This is a genomic window from Streptosporangium minutum (genome assembly GCF_002149035.1).
GTDB lineage: Bacteria > Actinomycetota > Actinomycetes > Streptosporangiales > Streptosporangiaceae > Streptosporangium > Streptosporangium minutum.
On the sequence record NZ_NGFP01000043.1, the window covers coordinates 1 to 17,384 of the forward strand.

The 17,384-nt window shown below is 72.1% G+C and carries 15 protein-coding genes and 1 pseudogene; 5 read left to right on the forward strand and 11 right to left on the reverse strand.

What is annotated here, in order from left to right; genetic code table 11:
* Window positions 1–253: 253 nt before the first annotated feature.
* The 7 genes from CA984_RS12150 to CA984_RS12180 form a co-directional block, all read right to left on the reverse strand.
* Window positions 254–3,145: a helix-turn-helix transcriptional regulator gene (locus CA984_RS12150; RefSeq protein WP_086571345.1), complete on the reverse strand. Its 2,892-nt coding sequence runs from the start codon at window positions 3,143–3,145 to the stop codon at window positions 254–256.
* Window positions 3,146–3,323: 178 nt separating this feature from the next.
* On the reverse strand, window positions 3,324–4,481 hold the full coding sequence (locus CA984_RS12155) for an epoxide hydrolase family protein (RefSeq protein WP_086571347.1): 1,158 nt from the start codon (window positions 4,479–4,481) through the stop codon (window positions 3,324–3,326).
* Window positions 4,482–4,787: 306 nt separating this feature from the next.
* Window positions 4,788–5,393 (reverse strand): response regulator transcription factor, encoded by a 606-nt coding sequence (locus tag CA984_RS12160; protein ID WP_086571349.1) that lies wholly within the window; start codon window positions 5,391–5,393, stop codon window positions 4,788–4,790.
* A 249-nt stretch (window positions 5,394–5,642) separates the two neighbouring features.
* Window positions 5,643–6,455, reverse strand: coding sequence for an amino acid ABC transporter ATP-binding protein (locus CA984_RS12165; RefSeq protein ID WP_086571352.1), 813 nt, complete (start codon window positions 6,453–6,455; stop codon window positions 5,643–5,645).
* On the reverse strand, window positions 6,452–7,360 hold the full coding sequence (locus CA984_RS12170; protein WP_242675904.1) for an amino acid ABC transporter permease: 909 nt from the start codon (window positions 7,358–7,360) through the stop codon (window positions 6,452–6,454). Before CA984_RS12170 ends, CA984_RS12165 begins: the two co-directional genes overlap by 4 nt.
* A 2-nt stretch (window positions 7,361–7,362) precedes the next feature.
* The gene (locus tag CA984_RS12175; RefSeq protein ID WP_086571356.1) at window positions 7,363–8,316 is read right to left on the reverse strand and encodes an ABC transporter substrate-binding protein; all 954 of its coding nucleotides are present in this window, start codon (window positions 8,314–8,316) and stop codon (window positions 7,363–7,365) included.
* 13 nt (window positions 8,317–8,329) lie between these two features.
* Window positions 8,330–9,898 carry an amidohydrolase gene (locus CA984_RS12180; RefSeq protein ID WP_086571358.1) on the reverse strand — a complete coding sequence of 523 codons (1,569 nt, stop codon included), beginning with the start codon at window positions 9,896–9,898 and terminating at the stop codon, window positions 8,330–8,332.
* 109 nt (window positions 9,899–10,007) lie between these two features.
* Here CA984_RS12180 and CA984_RS12185 point away from each other — a divergent pair, with 109 nt between their 5' ends.
* Entirely contained in the window at window positions 10,008–10,883 is an 876-nt protein-coding gene (locus CA984_RS12185; RefSeq protein WP_086571360.1) for a LysR family transcriptional regulator, read from the forward strand.
* A 142-nt stretch (window positions 10,884–11,025) separates the two neighbouring features.
* Window positions 11,026–12,207: an amidase gene (locus CA984_RS12190; RefSeq protein ID WP_242675907.1), complete on the forward strand. Its 1,182-nt coding sequence runs from the start codon at window positions 11,026–11,028 to the stop codon at window positions 12,205–12,207.
* 3 nt (window positions 12,208–12,210) lie between these two features.
* Here the strand turns inward: CA984_RS12190 and CA984_RS12195 are convergent, their stop codons facing one another.
* Window positions 12,211–13,251, reverse strand: coding sequence for an Lrp/AsnC family transcriptional regulator (locus tag CA984_RS12195; RefSeq protein WP_165781213.1), 1,041 nt, complete (start codon window positions 13,249–13,251; stop codon window positions 12,211–12,213).
* A 119-nt stretch (window positions 13,252–13,370) separates the two neighbouring features.
* Here CA984_RS12195 and CA984_RS46040 point away from each other — a divergent pair, with 119 nt between their 5' ends.
* Window positions 13,371–13,544 carry a hypothetical protein gene (locus CA984_RS46040; RefSeq protein ID WP_165781214.1) on the forward strand — a complete coding sequence of 58 codons (174 nt, stop codon included), beginning with the start codon at window positions 13,371–13,373 and terminating at the stop codon, window positions 13,542–13,544.
* Window positions 13,541–14,209, forward strand: a pseudogene (gene cuyB, locus CA984_RS12200) (cysteate racemase); the annotation flags it as partial. The gene CA984_RS46040 and the pseudogene cuyB, both read left to right, overlap by 4 nt.
* A gap of 23 nt (window positions 14,210–14,232) precedes the next feature.
* On the opposite strand, the gene CA984_RS49250 reads toward cuyB, so the two are convergent.
* The 3 genes from CA984_RS49250 to CA984_RS12215 are packed head-to-tail and all read right to left on the reverse strand — an operon-like array spanning window position 14,233 to window position 16,129.
* A complete protein-coding gene (locus CA984_RS49250) occupies window positions 14,233–15,000 on the reverse strand; it encodes a hypothetical protein (RefSeq protein WP_423229300.1) in 768 nt (255 codons plus the stop codon).
* Window positions 14,997–15,374, reverse strand: coding sequence for a PadR family transcriptional regulator (locus CA984_RS12210; RefSeq protein ID WP_086571368.1), 378 nt, complete (start codon window positions 15,372–15,374; stop codon window positions 14,997–14,999). Before CA984_RS12210 ends, CA984_RS49250 begins: the two co-directional genes overlap by 4 nt.
* A 14-nt stretch (window positions 15,375–15,388) precedes the next feature.
* On the reverse strand, window positions 15,389–16,129 hold the full coding sequence (locus CA984_RS12215) for a CPBP family intramembrane glutamic endopeptidase (protein ID WP_086571370.1): 741 nt from the start codon (window positions 16,127–16,129) through the stop codon (window positions 15,389–15,391).
* 271 nt (window positions 16,130–16,400) lie between these two features.
* Between CA984_RS12215 and CA984_RS12220 the strand changes: the two genes are divergently transcribed.
* Complete coding sequence (locus tag CA984_RS12220) at window positions 16,401–17,285, forward strand: NmrA family NAD(P)-binding protein (RefSeq protein WP_165781215.1); 885 nt, start codon at window positions 16,401–16,403, stop codon at window positions 17,283–17,285.
* The last annotated feature ends 99 nt before the right edge of the window (window positions 17,286–17,384 follow it).

The window sequence follows — 17,384 nt, forward strand, 5'->3', positions numbered from 1 at the left end:
CCCCTCGGGGGTGTCGTCGGGGAGTTCGGCGGCGGCCGCATCCGGCGGGGCGGCGGGGGATACCCGCCCTTCCCGGTCTGCGTCGGCCTCCGGGGCGGCGCCGGCCAGGCGGCCATCCGTGGAGTCGGTTTCGGACATGCCGCCAGCGTCGCTTGCGCGGCACGCCGGGACTATGGGTAGGGCCCCCCATTCGGAGGGCCCCGATCGGGTGGGGTACTACGGGGGTAGGCGGTGCCGTACAGATCTGCCCGGTTCAGAGGCCGTCGCGGTCGACGCCCAGGTGCATCCCGAGGGCCGCGCGAGAGCGGAGTCCGAGCTTGCGCAGCACGGCGCCGAGATGCTTCTCCACCGTTCTGGGTGATACGAAAAGCTGCTGGCCGATCTCCCGGTTGGTCAGCCCGGCGGCGGCCATTTCGGCGATCTCCCGCTCCCGGGGCGACAGCCCGCCGCCGTACCCCTGCGGGCCACCGGGGTACCGCCCCCTCACCGCCACCCCGTACTTGCGGGCCAGCTGCGCGGCACGGTCCAGATCCCATCGGGCGCCCAACGCCTGAAACGTCGTGATCGCCGCGCGTAGCGGCTCCTCGGCCCGTGCGTCCGCGGCGGCGAACAGGCAGCCGGCCGCCTGTTCACGGGCCTGGGCCGCCTCGTACGGGGCGCCCAGCCGGTCGTAGGCGGACCCGGCCGCCAGGAACTGCTCCGCGGCGGCCGTACGGCCGGCCGCCAGATGCCCGCGCGCGTGCGCCAGCGCGGCCGGAGCCAGCGGAGCGTCCAGGCCGTCGGGCAGCGCCGAGAGCCGGGCGATCAGATCGGCGGCCTCGTCGCGCCTGCCGACGCCGGCCATCGCCTCGGCCAGCGCGGGCACCGCCCGCACCGCCAGCGGCCAGAGCCCCTTGGTCTCCCACACGGCGACCGCCGCGCCGGTCACCGCGAGCGCCGCCTCAGCCTCGCCGCGTGCGCTGGACAGCCTGAGGAATCCGGTCACCGACAGCGGGAGCAGCTCGTAGCCGCCCAGGGCGACGGTGCGCCGGACGACATCGTGCAGGTCGCGCCGGGCGGCGTCGAGGTCGCCGCGCGCGAGCGCCAGGCAGGCGGCGACCGTCTCGGCGGTGATCCGGTCGGCCGGGCGCCCGCCGTACTCGTCGAGAAGCAGCGCGGTCTCCTGGTCCAGCCCGTCCCATGTGCCCCGGCAGTAGGACAGCAGCAGCGCGACCAGCCGGCAGCGGGCCAGGGGTTCCCGGGAGGATTCCTCACCGGCCGCTCCCTGCGACGCGGCGGTCAGCAGCTGATCCGCGAGCTCGAAATGCCCGGCGCAACACACGTTCTCCGCGATGGACCGGTAGGCGTTCACCTCCTGGCGGTGCCGCGGCCGGCCGCCGGTCCGCCGGCGGATGCCGTCGGTCAGCGCGGCCCAGCGCGGATCACCGAATGCGCTCAGCGAGGTCGCGATCTTGCCGAGCACGAAGATCTCCTCTACCGGATCGCCTATGGCGGGCACCGCCTCCAGCGCCCGGTCCAGCCACACGGTGTGCTCGGCCAGCGTCACGGCCGCGTCCATCGGCCTGCCGAGCGCCGCCATCACCCACGCCGCGAGTTCGGGCCGGTCGCCGAGATCGTCGACCGCCGCGACGAAGGCACGCCGCTGCGCCCCGGGATCGTCGCCGAGCCTCTCCTGCAGCAGGCCGATCAGGAAGTGCAGCTGCCCGCGCGACGGCCCCGGCTGCTCGGACTCCAGAGCCTCCGACAGCAGGTCGATCACCTCCGGGGGACGCAGCACCTGACCGGCGGCCCAGCCCAGCCGCACCGCCAGACGTCCCCGGCGTTCTGGCTCCAGCGGCGCGTTCCGCAGCACGTCCTCCAGAATCCGCACGGCCTCGGCGTCGTCGCCCAGCTCCGACGCCTGGCCGGCGGCCTGCTCCGCGGCGTCCACCCACTCCCTCAGCAGACCGGCATGGCGCAGATGGTGAGCCTCCTGCCCCAGCGGCACCGGCTTCACCGAACGTACGGCGGCCGCCGCCCGCGTGTGCAGGTCCTGCCGCCGCCCCAGGGGGATCCCCCCGTACACCGCCTGTGCGGCCAGCACATGCCGGAAGACCACCGTCCCGTCCTGCTCGGCCAGCAGCCCCGAGACCAGCAGCTCATCCAGCCCGGCCACGGTCTCGGGCCGGGACAGCCCGCCCACCTGGGCCAGCACCGCCACCCGCGCCGGCACCTGCAGCACCGCCGCCGCCTCGGCCACCCCGCGCGCCGCCGCGGACAGCCGGCCCACCCGCTCGCGCACCGAGTCACGGACCCCCGGCGGCACGTCCAGCTCGGCCAGCGCCTTACGCGCCCATCGCCCGCTGCGCAGCTGGATCAGCGCACCTCGTTCCCGCAGCAACGCCAGCAGTTCCTGCACCGCCAGCGGCAGACCCGACGACAGCTCATGCAGGTGCGCCCCGAAGTCGGGGGTGACGTCCTTCGCGTCCAGGATCGAAGCCGCGAGCACGCCGGTCTGTTCGGCGTCCAGGGCCTCCAGCACGACATGGTCATGGAAGACCGAGTCCGGGAGACGGCCCGTCGTCTCCCGGATGCCGGCTCCGACCTCCTCGCCCCGGTAGACGAGCACCACCGACATCCGGGCAGGCAGGGCCGCCAGCAGGTAGGCGAGGAACTCGACCGTCTGCTCGTCGGCCCAGTGCAGGTCCTCCATCACCAGCACCACCGGCCCCAGCGCGTCCAGCACCTCCACCAGGCCGCGGAACAGCCGGTGGCGTTCGGCCGCCCGGTCGTCCAGCGGCTCCAGGGGAGGCGGCAGCACCTCCGCGAGCTCGGGCAGCAACCCCCGCAACGCGCCCGCGACCGGTGACAGCTCGGCCCGCGCCAGCGGTCCACCCAGGCCGCGCAGCGCCTCCACCACCGGTCCCAGGGGGAACGGCTCCCGGATCCGCCGGGCGCCCCCGACGAGGAACAGGCGACCCGCCGCATCCGGGTGAGCCGCCATCTCCGTCACCAGCCGGGTCTTGCCGATGCCGGCCTCTCCCTCCAGCACCGCCACGGCGGGCGGACGGCTCACCGCGGTCACCAGACGCCGTAACTGGTCCTCACGCCCTACCAGAACCGGAGAAACCACCCGTCCCGCGGCCGTACCGCCGTCCATCGCCATCCGGCACGTCTCCACTCACCCGGCCCAGCTCCACAACGGCCACTCGGACTCCAGGCCCTGAACCGTTACGATCCGGATAATTCAAACAGCAAGCCCCCGCCGCCACTACCGCCCCTCCCGGATTCCGGCCGCCGTCCGCGGGAAGCCGCGTCACGTCGCCGGGAGCCGGGCCGGGCCGTCAGGCGAGCTTGCGGAAGAACCCGCGGATGTCGTCGATCAGCAGGTCGGGGGCGTCGTGGGCGGCCCAGTGGCTACCGCGGTCGTACTCGTTCCACGACACGATGTTGGAGTGGTCGCGCTCGGCGAAGCGGCGCAGCGGGCGGAAGTCGTAGGCGAAGGAGGCCAGGCCCATCGGGAAGGTGGTCGGCTCGGTCTCCTTGTCGCCGTGGTGGTTCTCGTAGTAGAACCGCGCCGAGGAGGCGGCGGTGTTGGTCAGCCAGTAGATCGTGGCGTTGGTGAGGATCAGGTCAGGGTCCGGGACGCCGCCCAGCAGCTGGCCGATCCAGGCGAGCTGTCCCGCAGGCGAGTCGGCCAGGGCGTGGGCGAGGGTCTGCGGCTGCGCCTGCTGGGCGCGGTCGTGGACGGCGTGTTCGACGAAGGACTGCAGGAAGCCCAGATACGCCATGTCCTGTGGGGAGAGGCTCTCGAACTCGGCGGGATCGCCGGAGGGGAAGGAGAAGATCTGGTTGACGTGGACGCCGATGACCTGGTCGCCGTGGCGGCGGCCCAGCAGGGGGCTGACGATCGCGCCGGCGTCGTTGCCGTGCGCGCCGAACCGCTCGTAGCCCAGGCGGCGCATCAGCTCGGCCCACGCGTCGGCGGTGCGGGCCGCGTCCCAGCCCTTGCTCCGGGTGTGGCCGGAGAATCCGAATCCCGGCAGGGACGGGATGACCACGTGGAAGGCGTCGGCGGGGTCGCCGCCGTGCGCGGCGGGGTCGGTGAGCGGGCCGATCAGGCCCAGGTACTCCACGAAGGTGTTGGGCCAGCCGTGGGTGAGGATCAGCGGCGTGGCGGCCAGCTCGGGGGACCTGACGTGGACGAAGTGGATGAGCTGCCCATCGATCTCGGTGGTGAACTGCGGGAAAGCATTGATCTTGGCCTCCCACGCCCGCCAGTCGTAGGAGCCGCGCCACCGCGCCAGCAGATCCCGCACGAACGACACGGGCACGCCGTACTCCCAGCCGGGCTGTACCGGGCCCCGCTGCACCCCGTCGGTCACCTCGGACTCGGGCAGTTCCTCGGCGAACCGGGTGCGGGCCAGCCGGTCGGCCAGGTCGTCCAGGTCGGCCTGCGGGATCTCGACGCGGAACGGTTCGATCTTCTCTTCAAAGCTCACAGGTAGTCCCATCATCGGGTTGACCACTCCAAGCGGTCTTGACCTGCATAAGCTTCGCAACGGGCATGGTCGTGCGGGTAGTGTCTCCCACACCGTTCCCGATGGTGTCCGCATGTCCCGGGCTGCGCTCCGCGTGCCATGGACATGCAGATTGCACACCCGGAATCCGCGGCGTACCCGATGGCCGTCCGGGGCGTCCGGGCAGGAGGCGCGCACGCGCCGGTTCTGTGACGGCGGGCGGCTGGTCTCCGCCGGCCCGGAGCGGGGCCCACCTGGCCGAACCGGTGGCGGCCGCCGTGGGGCGCCTCAGATCCAGCCGGCTTCGGCGGCGATCCGGATGGCGTCCACCCGGTTGCGCGCGTTGAGCTTGGTGACGGACGAGGCCAGGTAGTTGCGCACCGTCCCGTATGACAGGCCGATCCGCGCCGCGATCTCCGGCGGCTCGGCACCGGAGGCGGTGAGGCGGAGCACCTCGGCCTCCCGCTCGGTCAGCGGGCTGCCCTGGACGTCGAGGGCCGCGAAGGCGAGCTGGGGATCCACCACCCGGCCGCCCCCGGCGACGGTGCGGACGGCCTCGATCAGTTCCTTCGGCCGGGAGTGCTTGACCATGAACCCCGCCACGTGCGCCGACAGCGCCCGGCGCAGGCTGCCGGGCCGCCCGACGCCGGTGAGGATCAACGTCCGGCACTCCGGCAGCCGTTCGTGCAGCTCGGCGGCCGCGCTGAGCCCGTCCATGCCGGGAAGCTCGATGTCGATCACGGCCACGTCGGGGCGAGTCCGCAGAGCCGTCGACACGATCACATCACCGGCTCCGACCTCGGCGACGACCTCGATGTCGTCCTCCAACGCCAGCAGGGCGGCCAGCGCCTCCCGCAGCATGCTCATGTCCTCGGCCAGCAGAACGCGGATCACTCGGCTCCCTCCGTCCGGTGACAGACCTGTCCTCGCCAGGATAGGGAGCCGCACGACAGGCAGTGGCATCGCCCGGCGTCCGCGCGACCGGTCCGGTGGAACACGCCGAGCCCGGCCGCAGCGCCGTCCCGGCGGCGGAGGTGATCCAGGCGGCGGCCGTCGCCGTCCGAAGGCCGAACCGGCCGCTCGCCGGCCGGATCCCCGCCGGCAGCCGGGGCAGGGGCGCCGCCCCGGCCACCTGGCAGAGCACTACTGGTGATCCTGGCGCTCCTTCGGGTGGAGCACGCTGGACAGGAAGGCCCTGGTCCGTTCGTGGCCCGGGTTGGCCAGGAGTTCGCGGGGCCGGCCCCGCTCGACGACCACGCCGTCGGCGAAGAAGGTCAGCCAGTCGCCGACCTCCCTGGCGAAGGCGATCTCGTGGGTCACCACGACCATCGTCATCCCCTCGGCGGCCAGGCCCTTCATGACCTCCAGGACCTCGTCGACCAGCTCCGGGTCCAGGGCGGAGGTGGGCTCGTCGAACAGCATCAGCGCCGGGTTCATCGCCAGTGCCCTGGCGATGGCCACCCGCTGCTGCTGACCGCCGGAGAGCTGGTGGGGCCGCTTGTGCGCGTGGTCGGCCAGGCCCACCCGCTCCAGGTGCTCCATGGCCAGCGCCCGCGCCCGGTCCCCGGGGGTGCCCAGGACGTGGACGGGGCCGCAGGCGACGTTCTCCAGCGCGCTGTGGTGGGCGAACAGGTTGAAGCGCTGGAACACCATGCCGATGTTCCTGCGGAAGGCGGCGAACTCCTTGGGCGTCCAGGGGTGGTACCTGTCGCCGCGCAGGGTGTGGCCGACCTCCTGGCCGAGCACCCGCAGGCTGCCGCCGAGCACCGGCTCCAGGCCGTTGAGGCACCGCAGGAACGTGGACTTGCCCGAGCCCGACGGGCCGATGATGCAGCTCACCTCGCCGGAGGCGACGGTGAGGTCCACGCCGTTGAGCACCTGCACCTCGCCGTAGCTCATCCGGACGCCCGAGGCCTGCACGACCTGCTTGTCCGGCTGCTTGTCCGGCGCGTTCATGCGGCCGCCTTCGGCAGGATCCTGGCGGCCAGGCCGCCGCCGCGCACCAGCCGTACGGCCTCGGAGCCGAAGCGGCGCTCCAGTCTGCCCTGCAGGAAGGTCGCCACGGCGGTCATGAGCATGTACCAAAGGCTCGCCACGATCAGCAGCTCCATGATCCGATTGTTCGCCTTGTAGATCTGGCTGGCGTTGGTCATCAGGTCGTGCCCGGCGACCACGTAGACCAGCGAGGTGGTCTTCAGCATGGAGATGAACTCGTTGCCGGTGGGCGGGATGATGATGCGCAGCGCCTGGGGCAGCACGATGACCCGCATCCGCTTGGCCGGGGTCATGCCCAGCGCGTACGCCGCCTCGGTCTGGCCGTTGTCGACGGCCTGGATCCCGGCGCGCACGGTCTCGGCGAAGTAGGCCGCCAGGTTCAGCCCCAGCCCCAGCATGGCCGAGGTGAAGCCGGTCATCACATCGTTGGTGTCCCACTTGACGCCGATCATGGTGAACGGGATCTTGAGCACCAGCTCGGGGAACAGGAACGCCAGGTTGTACCAGAAGATGAGCTGCACCAGCACCGGCGTGCCCCGGAAGAACCAGATGTAGAACGTGGCCAGCCCGCTCAGCACCGGGTTGTGCGCCAGCCGCATGATCGCGACCAGCACGCCCAGGATCAGCCCGAGGGCCGTGGCCAGGACCGAGATCTCGATGGTGACCCAGACCCCGCTCAGGATCCGGTCGTGGAACACGTACTCGGCGACCTTGCCCCAGTCCAGGTTCGGGTTGGCCACGATGAGGTAGGCCAGCTGGGCCGCGACCGCCAGCGCGACCACCGCGGCCAGCCAGCGGCCCCAGTGCCAGGTCCGCGCGACGGGGATCGGCCTGCCCGACGCGTCGGTGATCGGTTCGGTCCGCACGGTCACTTACCGCCGTTGATCACAGCGGACTGGACGGCCAGCTTGTCGATGTTCCACGCGGAGAGCAGCTTGCCGTACTCCCCGCTCTGGATGAGCGAGTCCAGCGCGCCCTTGACGGACTCGATGAGCTCCTTGTTGTCCGGCTTCATCCCGATGCCCCACGGGCTCTCGGTGCCTTCGAGGGCGATCGCCTCCATGGCGAGCTTGGGATCCGTGGACTTGTAGGCGGCCACCACGTAGTCGGTGACGGTGGCCTGCGCGCGACCGTTGCTCACCTGGAGCATGGCCTCCGTGTCGCCGGGGAACTTCAGGATGTTCATTGCGGTCTTGCCGTTTTTCTTGCAGTCGGCGTCGTAGCTCTCGGCCAGCTCCATCGAGGAGCCGTTGTCGACGACGGAGACGGTCTTGCCGCAGATGTCCGCCGGCCCGGCGATACCGGCCGGGTTGCCCTTCTTGACCAGCAGCGCCGAGCCCGCCTGCACGTAGTCGACGAAGGTGACCTGTCCCTGCCGCTCGGCGTTGTCGGTCATCGAGGAGATGACGAAGTCGTAGCGGCCGGTGAGCACCCCGGGGATCTGTGAGTTGAACTCCTCGTCGGTGATGGTCACGTTGACGCCGAGTTTCCTGGCGATGGCCCTGGTCAGGGCGGGGTCGAAACCGATCGGGGTCTTGCCGTCACTGGCGAACATCTCCATCGGCGGGTAGCCGATGGAGGAGACGACCTTCAGACCGGCGGACTTCACGTTCGCCGGCGCCTTGGCGGCGAGGTCCTTGTCGGGGGTGATGGCGTTGATGACGTCGGCCGCCTTCTCCTCGGTGGGAGCAGGGTCGAGGACGACGGCCGGCGCCGTGGCCGCCGCGTCGGACGTGCCGCCGTCCAGGGACTGGGCGCCGCACGCCGTGGTGGCGGCCAGCAGTGCGCCGGCGGCGAGCGTGGTGAGAATCCGGGTGTTCAAGGGGGGTGCTCCTTCAGGAGTGCTGCCAGCGGACTTCGCCGCCGACGACAGTGGTCATGACCTTGGTACGCAGCACCGCGTCTGGCGACTCCACGAAGGGGTCGGTGTCCACCGCGATGAAGTCGGCGAGCTTGCCGGGGGCGAGAACGCCCTTGTGGTCCTCCTCGCCCGCGGCGTAGGCCGCGCCGAGGGTGTGGGCGGTGAGGGCCTCGCCCATGCTCAGCCGCTGCTCGGGCTGCCAGCCACCGACGGGCGTGCCGTCGGTGCGGGTACGGGTCACCGCGGCGTACAGCGCGGCGAAGGGGTTGGGGTGCTCGACCGGGGCGTCGGAGCCGAAGGCCAGCGCGACGCCGACGTTCAGCATCCCGCGCCAGGCGTAGGAGGCCAGCTCGTGCCCGGCCAGCAGCGAGTCGACCAGGTCGATGTCACTGGTGCAGTGCACGGGCTGCATCGAGGCGGCGATGCCCAGCCTGGCCATCCTGGTCAGGTCGCCGATCCGCAGGTGCTGGGCGTGCTCGATGCGGTGCCGCAGCCCCGCCGTACGGCCGATGGCCTCGTAGGCGTCGATGACCAGGTGGTTGGCCTGGTCCCCGATGGCGTGCGTGGCCACCGCGATGCCGGCCCCGGCGGCCGTGCCGAACAGCTTGACCAGGTCCTCGTACGGCGTGACCGCGATGCCCACGTTGCCCTGCTCACCGGCGAAGGACTCGCCCATGTGACAGGTGTGCGAGCCCAGCGCCCCGTCACTGAAGATCTTCACGGGCCCGGTGCGGAACCAGTCGTCGCCCTGCCCGGTGCGGCGCCCCTCGGCGATGGCCGCCTCCAGGTGGACCATCGGGATCGCCTTGTGCACGCGCAGCTTCAGCTCACCGGCCTCGCGCAGCTCCAGGTAGGCGGCCCGGCAGTCCTCGCCGTCGATGTCGTGCACGCTGGTCAGGCCGAGTGCGAGCAGCTCCTCCTGCCCGGCGCGGAGCTGGTCGCGCAGGTCGGCGGAGACCATGAGGTTGCGCAGCGGGTAGGAGGCCGACTCGCGCAGGATGCCGGTGGGCTCCCCGCTCGCGTCCCTGACGATCTCGCCGCCCACCGGGTCGGGGGTGGTGGCGTCGATGCCGGCCAGCCGCAGGGCGGCGGAGTTGGCCCACACCGTGTGGCCGTCGACGCTGGGCAGCGCGACCGGCAGTTCGGGGCAGATCGAGTCCAGCGCGTACCTGTCCGGCTGCGCCGGCGGATCCCAGGTGTTGCTGTTCCACCGGCCGCCGAACAGCCAGGCGCCCGGTCGCAGCCGCGCCGCGTGCGCGGCCACCATGGTCAGCGCCTCGTCCAGGGACCGCACGTCGCGCAGGTCCACCGCGTCCAGGCTCTGGGCGTACTGCGCGGTGTGGATGTGGGCGTCGTAGAGCCCGGGGAGCACGGCGGCGCCCTCCAGGTCGATCAGCTCCGCTCCCCGGCCCGCGGCCTCGCGTACCTCGGCCTCTCCGCCGACGGCCAGCAGCCGCTCGCCGTCCACGGCCATGGCCTGGGCCAACGGGTTGCCGCTGTCTCCTGTACGGATGGCGGCGTTGCGGTACACGCGGATGCTCATGTGACTCTCTAGGGCTCGAGGAACGGTGGCCATCACTGTAGGAGTGGCGGAAAGAAGTAGGAAGCGCTATAAACACGACATTTAGCAACGCTGAGCACAAGGAATGCTAATGCTGAAGCCAGACCACCTGCGCACTCTCCGTGAAGTCGTTGAGTTGGGATCCTTCGCCGCCGCCGCCAACCGGCTCGGCTACACCTCATCGGCCGTCTCCCAGCAGATGGCCGCGCTTGAGCGGGAGATCGGCGTGAAGCTGTTCGTCCGCGCCGCCCACAGCGTGCTGCCCACCGGCGCCGCCGAGGTGCTGGCCAGGCACGCGGAGACCGTGCTCATCGACATCGAGCGCATGGTCGCCACCGTCCAGGCCGTGCACAGGAACAGCGAGCGGCAGATCCGCCTGGGCATCTTCCCCAGCTTCGTCGACGTGCTGACCGGAGTCCTGCGGCGGATGGAGCCCGAGGAGCGCGCCGGCATCAGGGTCTCCGTGGCCGAGTCCTCCCAGCTCATCCCACGCCTGGGCGCCGGCGGCGAGATGGACGCGGCGATCATCTACCAGGTGGGGAACTCCGGCCTGTCATGGCCGTCGGCGCTGGGCCGGCGCTGGATCGCCGAGGACCGCTACAAGCTCGTCCTGCCGAGCAGCTGGCCCGACCTGGCGCCCTACCGGGCCGAGCAGCTCGTCGACCTGCCGTGGATCATGCACCACCCGGCGACCAGCGACGCCTCCCTCTTCGAAGGCCTGTTCGCCCACTGGGGTCTGCACCCCCGGGTGGCCTGCCACTCCGACGACTTCAAGATCACCATAGCCATGATCGGGGCGGGGATGGGCGCGGCGCTCGTCCCCGAGCTCGCGCTGCGCGGGCACGGCCCGGACGTCATGGTCGTCGACGTGCCGTGGCTGAACATCAGCCGCAGCATCTTCACCCTCGTCCATCCCGACCGCGAGACCGCCCGGCTGCAGTCCTTGCTGGACGCGCTGACGGTCTGACCGCTCCCGCGCACTCGACTGGACACGGTGGATCTGCCAGCATGTGCCGGATTACGGGCGCGGCCGGTGACGGACCCGGCGCGCCGATCGTCACCTGCCCGGCTTCCCTGCGGCCGGGGCGGGCTTTAGGAGGTTCTTGACCGTGGAACACGAGGCGGCGATCGCCAGGTCCGCCGAGGCCATACGCCTGCACAGCGGGCACAACATCCTCATCGAGTCCGGCCCCGAGCCGGTCATCGACCGGCTCGCACGCCGCGACCGGCCGGTGCCCGCCACCCCGCCCGAGCTGTGGGCCTGGACGTTCGTGGTCAAGGACATGATCGACGTCGCCGGGCTCCGCACGACCCGGGGGTCGGCCCTGTACGGGAGCGAGGAGGCGCTGACCACCGCACCCTGCGTCGAACTGCTGGAACGTGCCGGGGCGCTGCTGGTCGGCAAGGCGAACCAGCACGAGTTCGCCTGGGGCGTCACGAGCGAGAACCCGCACTGGGGCGATGTGCGCAACCCGCGCCACGAGCACCTGGCGCCCGGCGGGTCGAGCGGCGGCACGGCCGCGGCGCTCGCCGCCGGGATCGCCCGGGTCGGCCTCGGCACCGACACCGGCGGCTCGGTGAGGATCCCGGCGGCCTGCTGCGGCGTGGTCGGACTGCGTCCGAGGGCCGGCGTCCTTTCCTCCGAGGGGGTCGCGCCCCTCGCCCCGATGTTCGACGTGGTCGGGCCGATGGCCACCTCGGTCGCCGACTGCGCGCATGTGTGGCGGGTGCTCTCCGGGGAGGCCGTCGAGCCACCGCGCTCGCTGTCGGGGCTGGTCGTCGGCGTGGCCGAAGGATGCGCGCAGGCCGGGGAGTTCGCGGACCTGGGCGCCGAGGTCCGCGAGATCGCCCTGCCGTACGAGATCCTCGCCCCGTACTGGACGATCGTGGGCGCGCAGGCCCGGCGCACCCACGAGGCCACCTACCCGGCGAACGCCGCGAGCTACAGCGCGGGCGTGCGGCGGAAGCTGGACGACGCCGCCGGGATCGGCCATCGGGAGTACCGCCGGGCCGTGGAGGAACTCCTGGCCGTCCGGGCCCGGTTCTCGGCGGAGATGTCCGGCGTCGACGTCCTGATCACGCCGACGCTCGGTGGCCCCGCGCCGCGGGCCGGCTGCGACGAGGCCGCCGTCCGCGGCGAGGTCGGCCGGATCACCTCCGTCGTGTCCGCGCTCGGCCTGCCCGCCCTGGCCATCGGAGACCTGCAGGTGGTGGGGCGCGGCGAGGCCGACGTGCTGCGGGCCGGCCTGTGCTGGGAGGCCGGCGGAGGCGCGATCCCCGCGCCGCGCTGAACGTCAGGTACGCGGCGACAGGCTCCACGGGTCCACCGGGACGACGCCCGTGCAGCGGCCGAAGGGGTCGAGGACCCGCCCGTAGAGCTTCGACTGCCTCAGGACGATCTGCCGGTCGGCGATGCTCACGTAGGGGAACCGCTCCTCAAGCCGCATCACCAGCGGATGCAGGTCGGAGACCCCGTGCAGGCCGACGGTGAGGAGCATGTTGCGGGCCCCGGCGAGCGCCGCGCACGTCCGTGTCTCCGGCCAGTCGAGCAGCGCCCGGCCCGTCTCCTCCAGCAGGCCGTCCGGCATCCGCAGCCACAGCACCGCCGAGGAGTGCCAGCCCGCGTGCGAGCGCGCCAGGTCGCAGCGGAAGTCGATGTCGCCGGTCGCGACCAGGCGTGACAGCCTGCGCTGCACCGTGCGCTCGGACTTGCCGACGGCTTCCGCGAGCTCGGAGTAGGTGGCGCGGCCGTCGGTGAGCAGGGCCTTGAACAGCAGCCGGTCGACCTCGTCCATCTGCCTGGTGGACTCCGCCGGCCCGGGCCGCCTGGCCAGCGCACCCGCGGATCGTGGCGACAGCACCCGCAACCGCCAGCGGCACGAGGCCTCGAAGACGCGCGTGGCGACGTGGGTGCGCACCTTCGCCACGCCGGGCACCCGCGGCAGGCCTGTGAGCAGGTAGTCCGCCAGCGCCGGCATCGACGCGGCGACGGCGATCACGAACAGGTCGTGACCGGCGGCGACGTGCTGCACGGTGATGAGGTGGCCCGCCGTCGCGAGCGTGCCGGCGACCTCGACCGCCGCCCCGGCCTCGCAGTCGATCTCCAGGAAGACCATGCTCATCGCGTGCATCTGACGATGCCCCAGGGCGGCGGTGGTCCATGCCTCGCCCGTGCTGTTCAGCCGCTGCCAGCGCCGCGCCGCCGTCACCGGATCAGCGCGGGTCGCCGTCCCGACGTCCACCCAGCTCGCTCGCGGGTTGATCTGGAGGGCGTCGATGAGTTCGAGGTCGGTCTCCGACAGCAACCGCTGGGGCTCGATGCCGGAAACCTGCACGATCACTCCTTCGGTGTCACATTCCTGCGTCTGAACACCGGGTTCACCTTATACCTCGATCCTTGTGCGGGCAGCCGCCCCTGGCTCGCCCAGCTCACCGCACGGGAGGACGCTTCCCCATGACCCAGCTCCACGATTGCGCCCCGGTGCCGGCCGGGGGACGGGCCGTCGATCCCGGGTCCGGCCCGCACGCGGTCGCGGACCCGGCCGTCGTGGCCACGGGCGGGCGTCCCGTGTCGCCCGGCACCGGCACGGCACTGCCCGGCCACGTCATCGCCGGCGGTGCCCGGTGAGCGAGACCCGGCTGGTCGGCATCCTGGGCGGCATGGGCCCGGCGGCCACCGTCGACTTCTACGGCAAGCTCGTGGAGGAGACGGCGGCCACCTGCGACCAGGGACACGTGCCCGTCGTCATCTGGGGCGACCCCCGCGTCCCCGACCGTTCCCTGAACCTGCTCGGCGGCGGCGAGGACCCGACCCCGTACCTGCGACGCGGCATCGAGGGGCTGAAGCGGGCGGGGTGCGAGGTGCTCGCCGTGCCCTGCAACACCGCCCACGCCTTCGTCCCGCGGCTGGCCGACGAGGCCGGGCTGGAGCTGGTGAGCATCATCGAGGTCACGGCCGACGCCCTCGCCGCCGACGGCGTCCGCGCGGCCGGCGTGCTGGCCACCTCGGGCACCATGCACGCCGGTCTGTACGCGGAGGCTCTGCGACGGCGTGGCGTGGCGGTGATCGAGCCGGACGAGCCGGGCCAGCGGCAGGTCACGGCGGCCATCGGCGCCGTCAAGAGCGGCGGCGCCCAACCGGCCCACCGGCGGGCACTGGAGGAACTCTCCCGCTCCCTCGCCGACCGCGGCGCGGAGCGGGTCGTCACCGCGTGCACCGAACTCGTCCTGGCTCTGGACGCCTCGCGCGTCCCCGTACCGGTTCTCGACCCCGCCCGCCTGCTGGCCCACCGGGTCGTCGACATGGCGCTCGGCGCTCAGCGCCTCCTGCCGCCCCGTCGAACGGCCAGCCACAGCACGACCGTCATGACCAGCGCGCCCACGGCGGCTCCGGTGAGCAGGCCCAAGATGGTGTCGAGGCTGTCGTCGGAGCCGTCGATCTCCGCTGCGGCGACCCGCAACAGCGGCACCAGGGCCACCGCCGTCAGCACCAGCAGGGCGGAGACGAAGGCGTAGAACTTCGGGCTGAGGAAGACGTTGCGCCGCGGAGTCCGCGGCGGGGCGGTCAGCTCGGCGGCGGGCCCCAGGCTGGCGGCCCTGGGCCGCTTGAAGTACTCGAAGCACACCCACGTGCCGCACGGCTCCCAGCCGTCGGGAGCGAGCAGGTCGAGCACGCTCCGGCGGCGGCCGGACGTGACCAGCTCTCTTCTGTACTCCCACTGCTGGGGGTGCTCGGGGTCGCGGGCGCTGACGAACAGGCCCTTCGCGTCGACCCTGTCGACCTCCCAGCCCTGCGCGCCGTACTCGTTGAGCATCTTGACGTCGTGGAACAGGTCGGCGGTCCAGTGCCAGGCGCGGGCGTCCGCGGCGGGCTCGGCGGGCGGGGCCGAGGTGACGGCCAGCTCCCGGGCCAGCTCGGCCGCCGGGCCGAACTCCTCCTCGGGGTCGCCGCCGCTCTCGGCCAGGTAGCCGGCGAGATCGTCGAGGGTGGTACCGATCCGGTCGGCCGGCATGCCCGCCTCGGCCAGGATCACGGCGAGCTCGTCGAAATAGCCGCCGGCGGTCTCGTTGACGTGGCCGCTCATCGGAGTTTTCCTTCACGCGGGCCCACGGGCTGGGGTGTCTCCGTGCGGCCCTTGGCCAGCACGGCGCGCACCGACTCGTCGAAGCCCAGCCAGAGCCCGCCCTGCTCGGCGAGCGTCTGCCTGCCCTGGTCGGTGAGCCGGTAGTAGCGGCGGCCGGGCCCGCGCTCGGTCGCCCGGAACTCGGCGGTGACCAGCCCCGCCTCCTCCAGCCGGTTGAGCACCGGGTAGAGGGTGCCGCCCTTGATCTGACCGAGGCCCGACTCGGCGAGCTCTTTGGCGATCTCGTAGCCGTAGTTCTCGCCGGCCGTCAGGCTGGCGAGAACGAGCAGGTCGAGCACACCCTTGAGCCAGCTCGCGCGTCGGTCGCTCGTCATGGTAGTGATCCTATCTAGCCCGCGTGCTCGACTACCTCGCGTCGCGGCAGCGGGGAGAACACCAGGCCGCGCAGGTCGATCAGCGCGTGGAGCAGGATCGGCAGGAGCAGGCTGCCGGACCTCAGGTAGACCGAGGTCAGGGTGGCGCCAAGCAGGGTGACCACGAGCATGCCGCGCCACCCCTGGTAAAGGTGGCCGACGACGAACACCGCCAGCGCGCCGGCGGCCGCGACCTCCTTGCTCAGGCCGAGCGCGCCCATGCCGACCGCGATGAGCAGGCCCCGGTAGACGATCTCCTCGGTGATGCCGGCGGTCACCGACAGGCCTGCGGCGTACCAGCGCTCGGCCGAGGTGCGCGGCAGCAGGTGGGAGACGGCCTGCCGGCCGGGGGCGGTCTGCTTGCCGGGGACGAACTTGCCCTTGGCCGTCAGCCACCTGAGGACGAGCACCACGGCCGTGGCGGCGACCAGGAATCCGACGATCGCGCCGAGGGTGGTGTCCAGCGACTCCTTGATCACCAGGCCGATGTCCGCGGCGTCGAGGCCCGGTTCCACGGCGACGACGAGCAGCGCCACGGCGGCCAGCACCCACAGCTCGGCGCTCCAGAACGTGAACATCCGGCGGTAGGCCGTGGGGTCCTGATCGCGGGTGCGGGCCAGCTTGTCGTAGGAGCGCTTGCCGAGCAGGGGACTGACGACGGCCAGGTAGCCGACAAGGACGACCGCCAGGACAAGCGTCAAGGGGGTGAATGACATGGGGGAACCTCCGGTACGGCTCTGCTATCTAAACCGTAGAGCAAGCTAGTTAGGAATACAACATAGCTTGTGGTCCAGTCAGGCGGGTGGCGCCGTCCTCACCACGACCGAGGCCGGCAGGCGCCGCCGGCCGCTTGGCCGGGCCGGTAAAACACCTCTCGCCACCGAGTGGCCGGCCGGGACCGCGGGAAGACTGCTGTGGGGGAGTGGGGCTCCGTGCGCGGAGCCCGCCGAAGGCGGCGCGGCCGCCGTCGATCGAGGGGGCAGCGGCGTGATCCTTGTAACCGGAGCGACCGGGCACGTGGGCTACCACCTGCTGGAACAGCTGGCCGACGCGCGTGTGCCGGCTACGGCGATGGTGCGCGTGGAGGCCGAGGCGGAGGACCTGCCGACCTCGGTGCGGCATGTCGTGGGGACCCTCGACGGGCCCCCGCCGGCCGAGGTCCTGCAGACATTCGAGCGGGTTTTCCTGCTCTCCCCCTCCGAGGAGGGACAGGTCGAACTCGAGATGTCGTTCGTGGACGCGCTGATCGCCGCCGGTCACGGCCCGCGCATCGTGAAGGTCGCCGCGGACGGGTTCCAGGAGCCGGACTGCGAGGTGCGCTTCATGCGCAACCACCGGCTGGTCGCGACGCATCTGGACGCGACGGGCCTGCCGGTCACCTACCTCGCCCCGAACCTGTACATGGAGAACCTGCTGTCGGCGACCGGCGCCATCCGGGAACAGGCCGCGCTCACCGCCCCCGCGGGGGCGGGCCGGGTCGGCTTCGTGGCGGCCAGTGACGTGGCGGCGGCCGCGGTCCACGCGCTCACCGGTGACGGCCAGGAGGACGGCGTCCACGTCCTCACCGGACCGGAGGCGTTGAGCTACGCGGATGTGGCCGGCCGGATATCCACCGTGTTCGCACGGCAGGTCGACTACGCCGACGTGCCTCCGGAGCGGGCGCGGGAGACGATGCTGGCGGACGGCCTGCCCGCCTGGCAGGCCGACGGCATGATCGAGTTGTTCGAATGGATCCGGAACGGCGGCTGCGACACGGTGACCGACGAGGTGCGCCAGGCGACCGGACGGGACGCCCGCCCGGTCGAGGACTGGCTGAGCGAGTGGCGGGGCGCCTTCCTGGGCCCCGGGGATCTGACGCCTCCCCGCTTCTGACCGGTCACGCGCCGTGAGGTCGTCTCGATACTATCCATCTCCTGGGAGACGGCCTGCGACCGCGCGGGATCGACGCCTCAGGTGTTCTTGGAGTCCGGC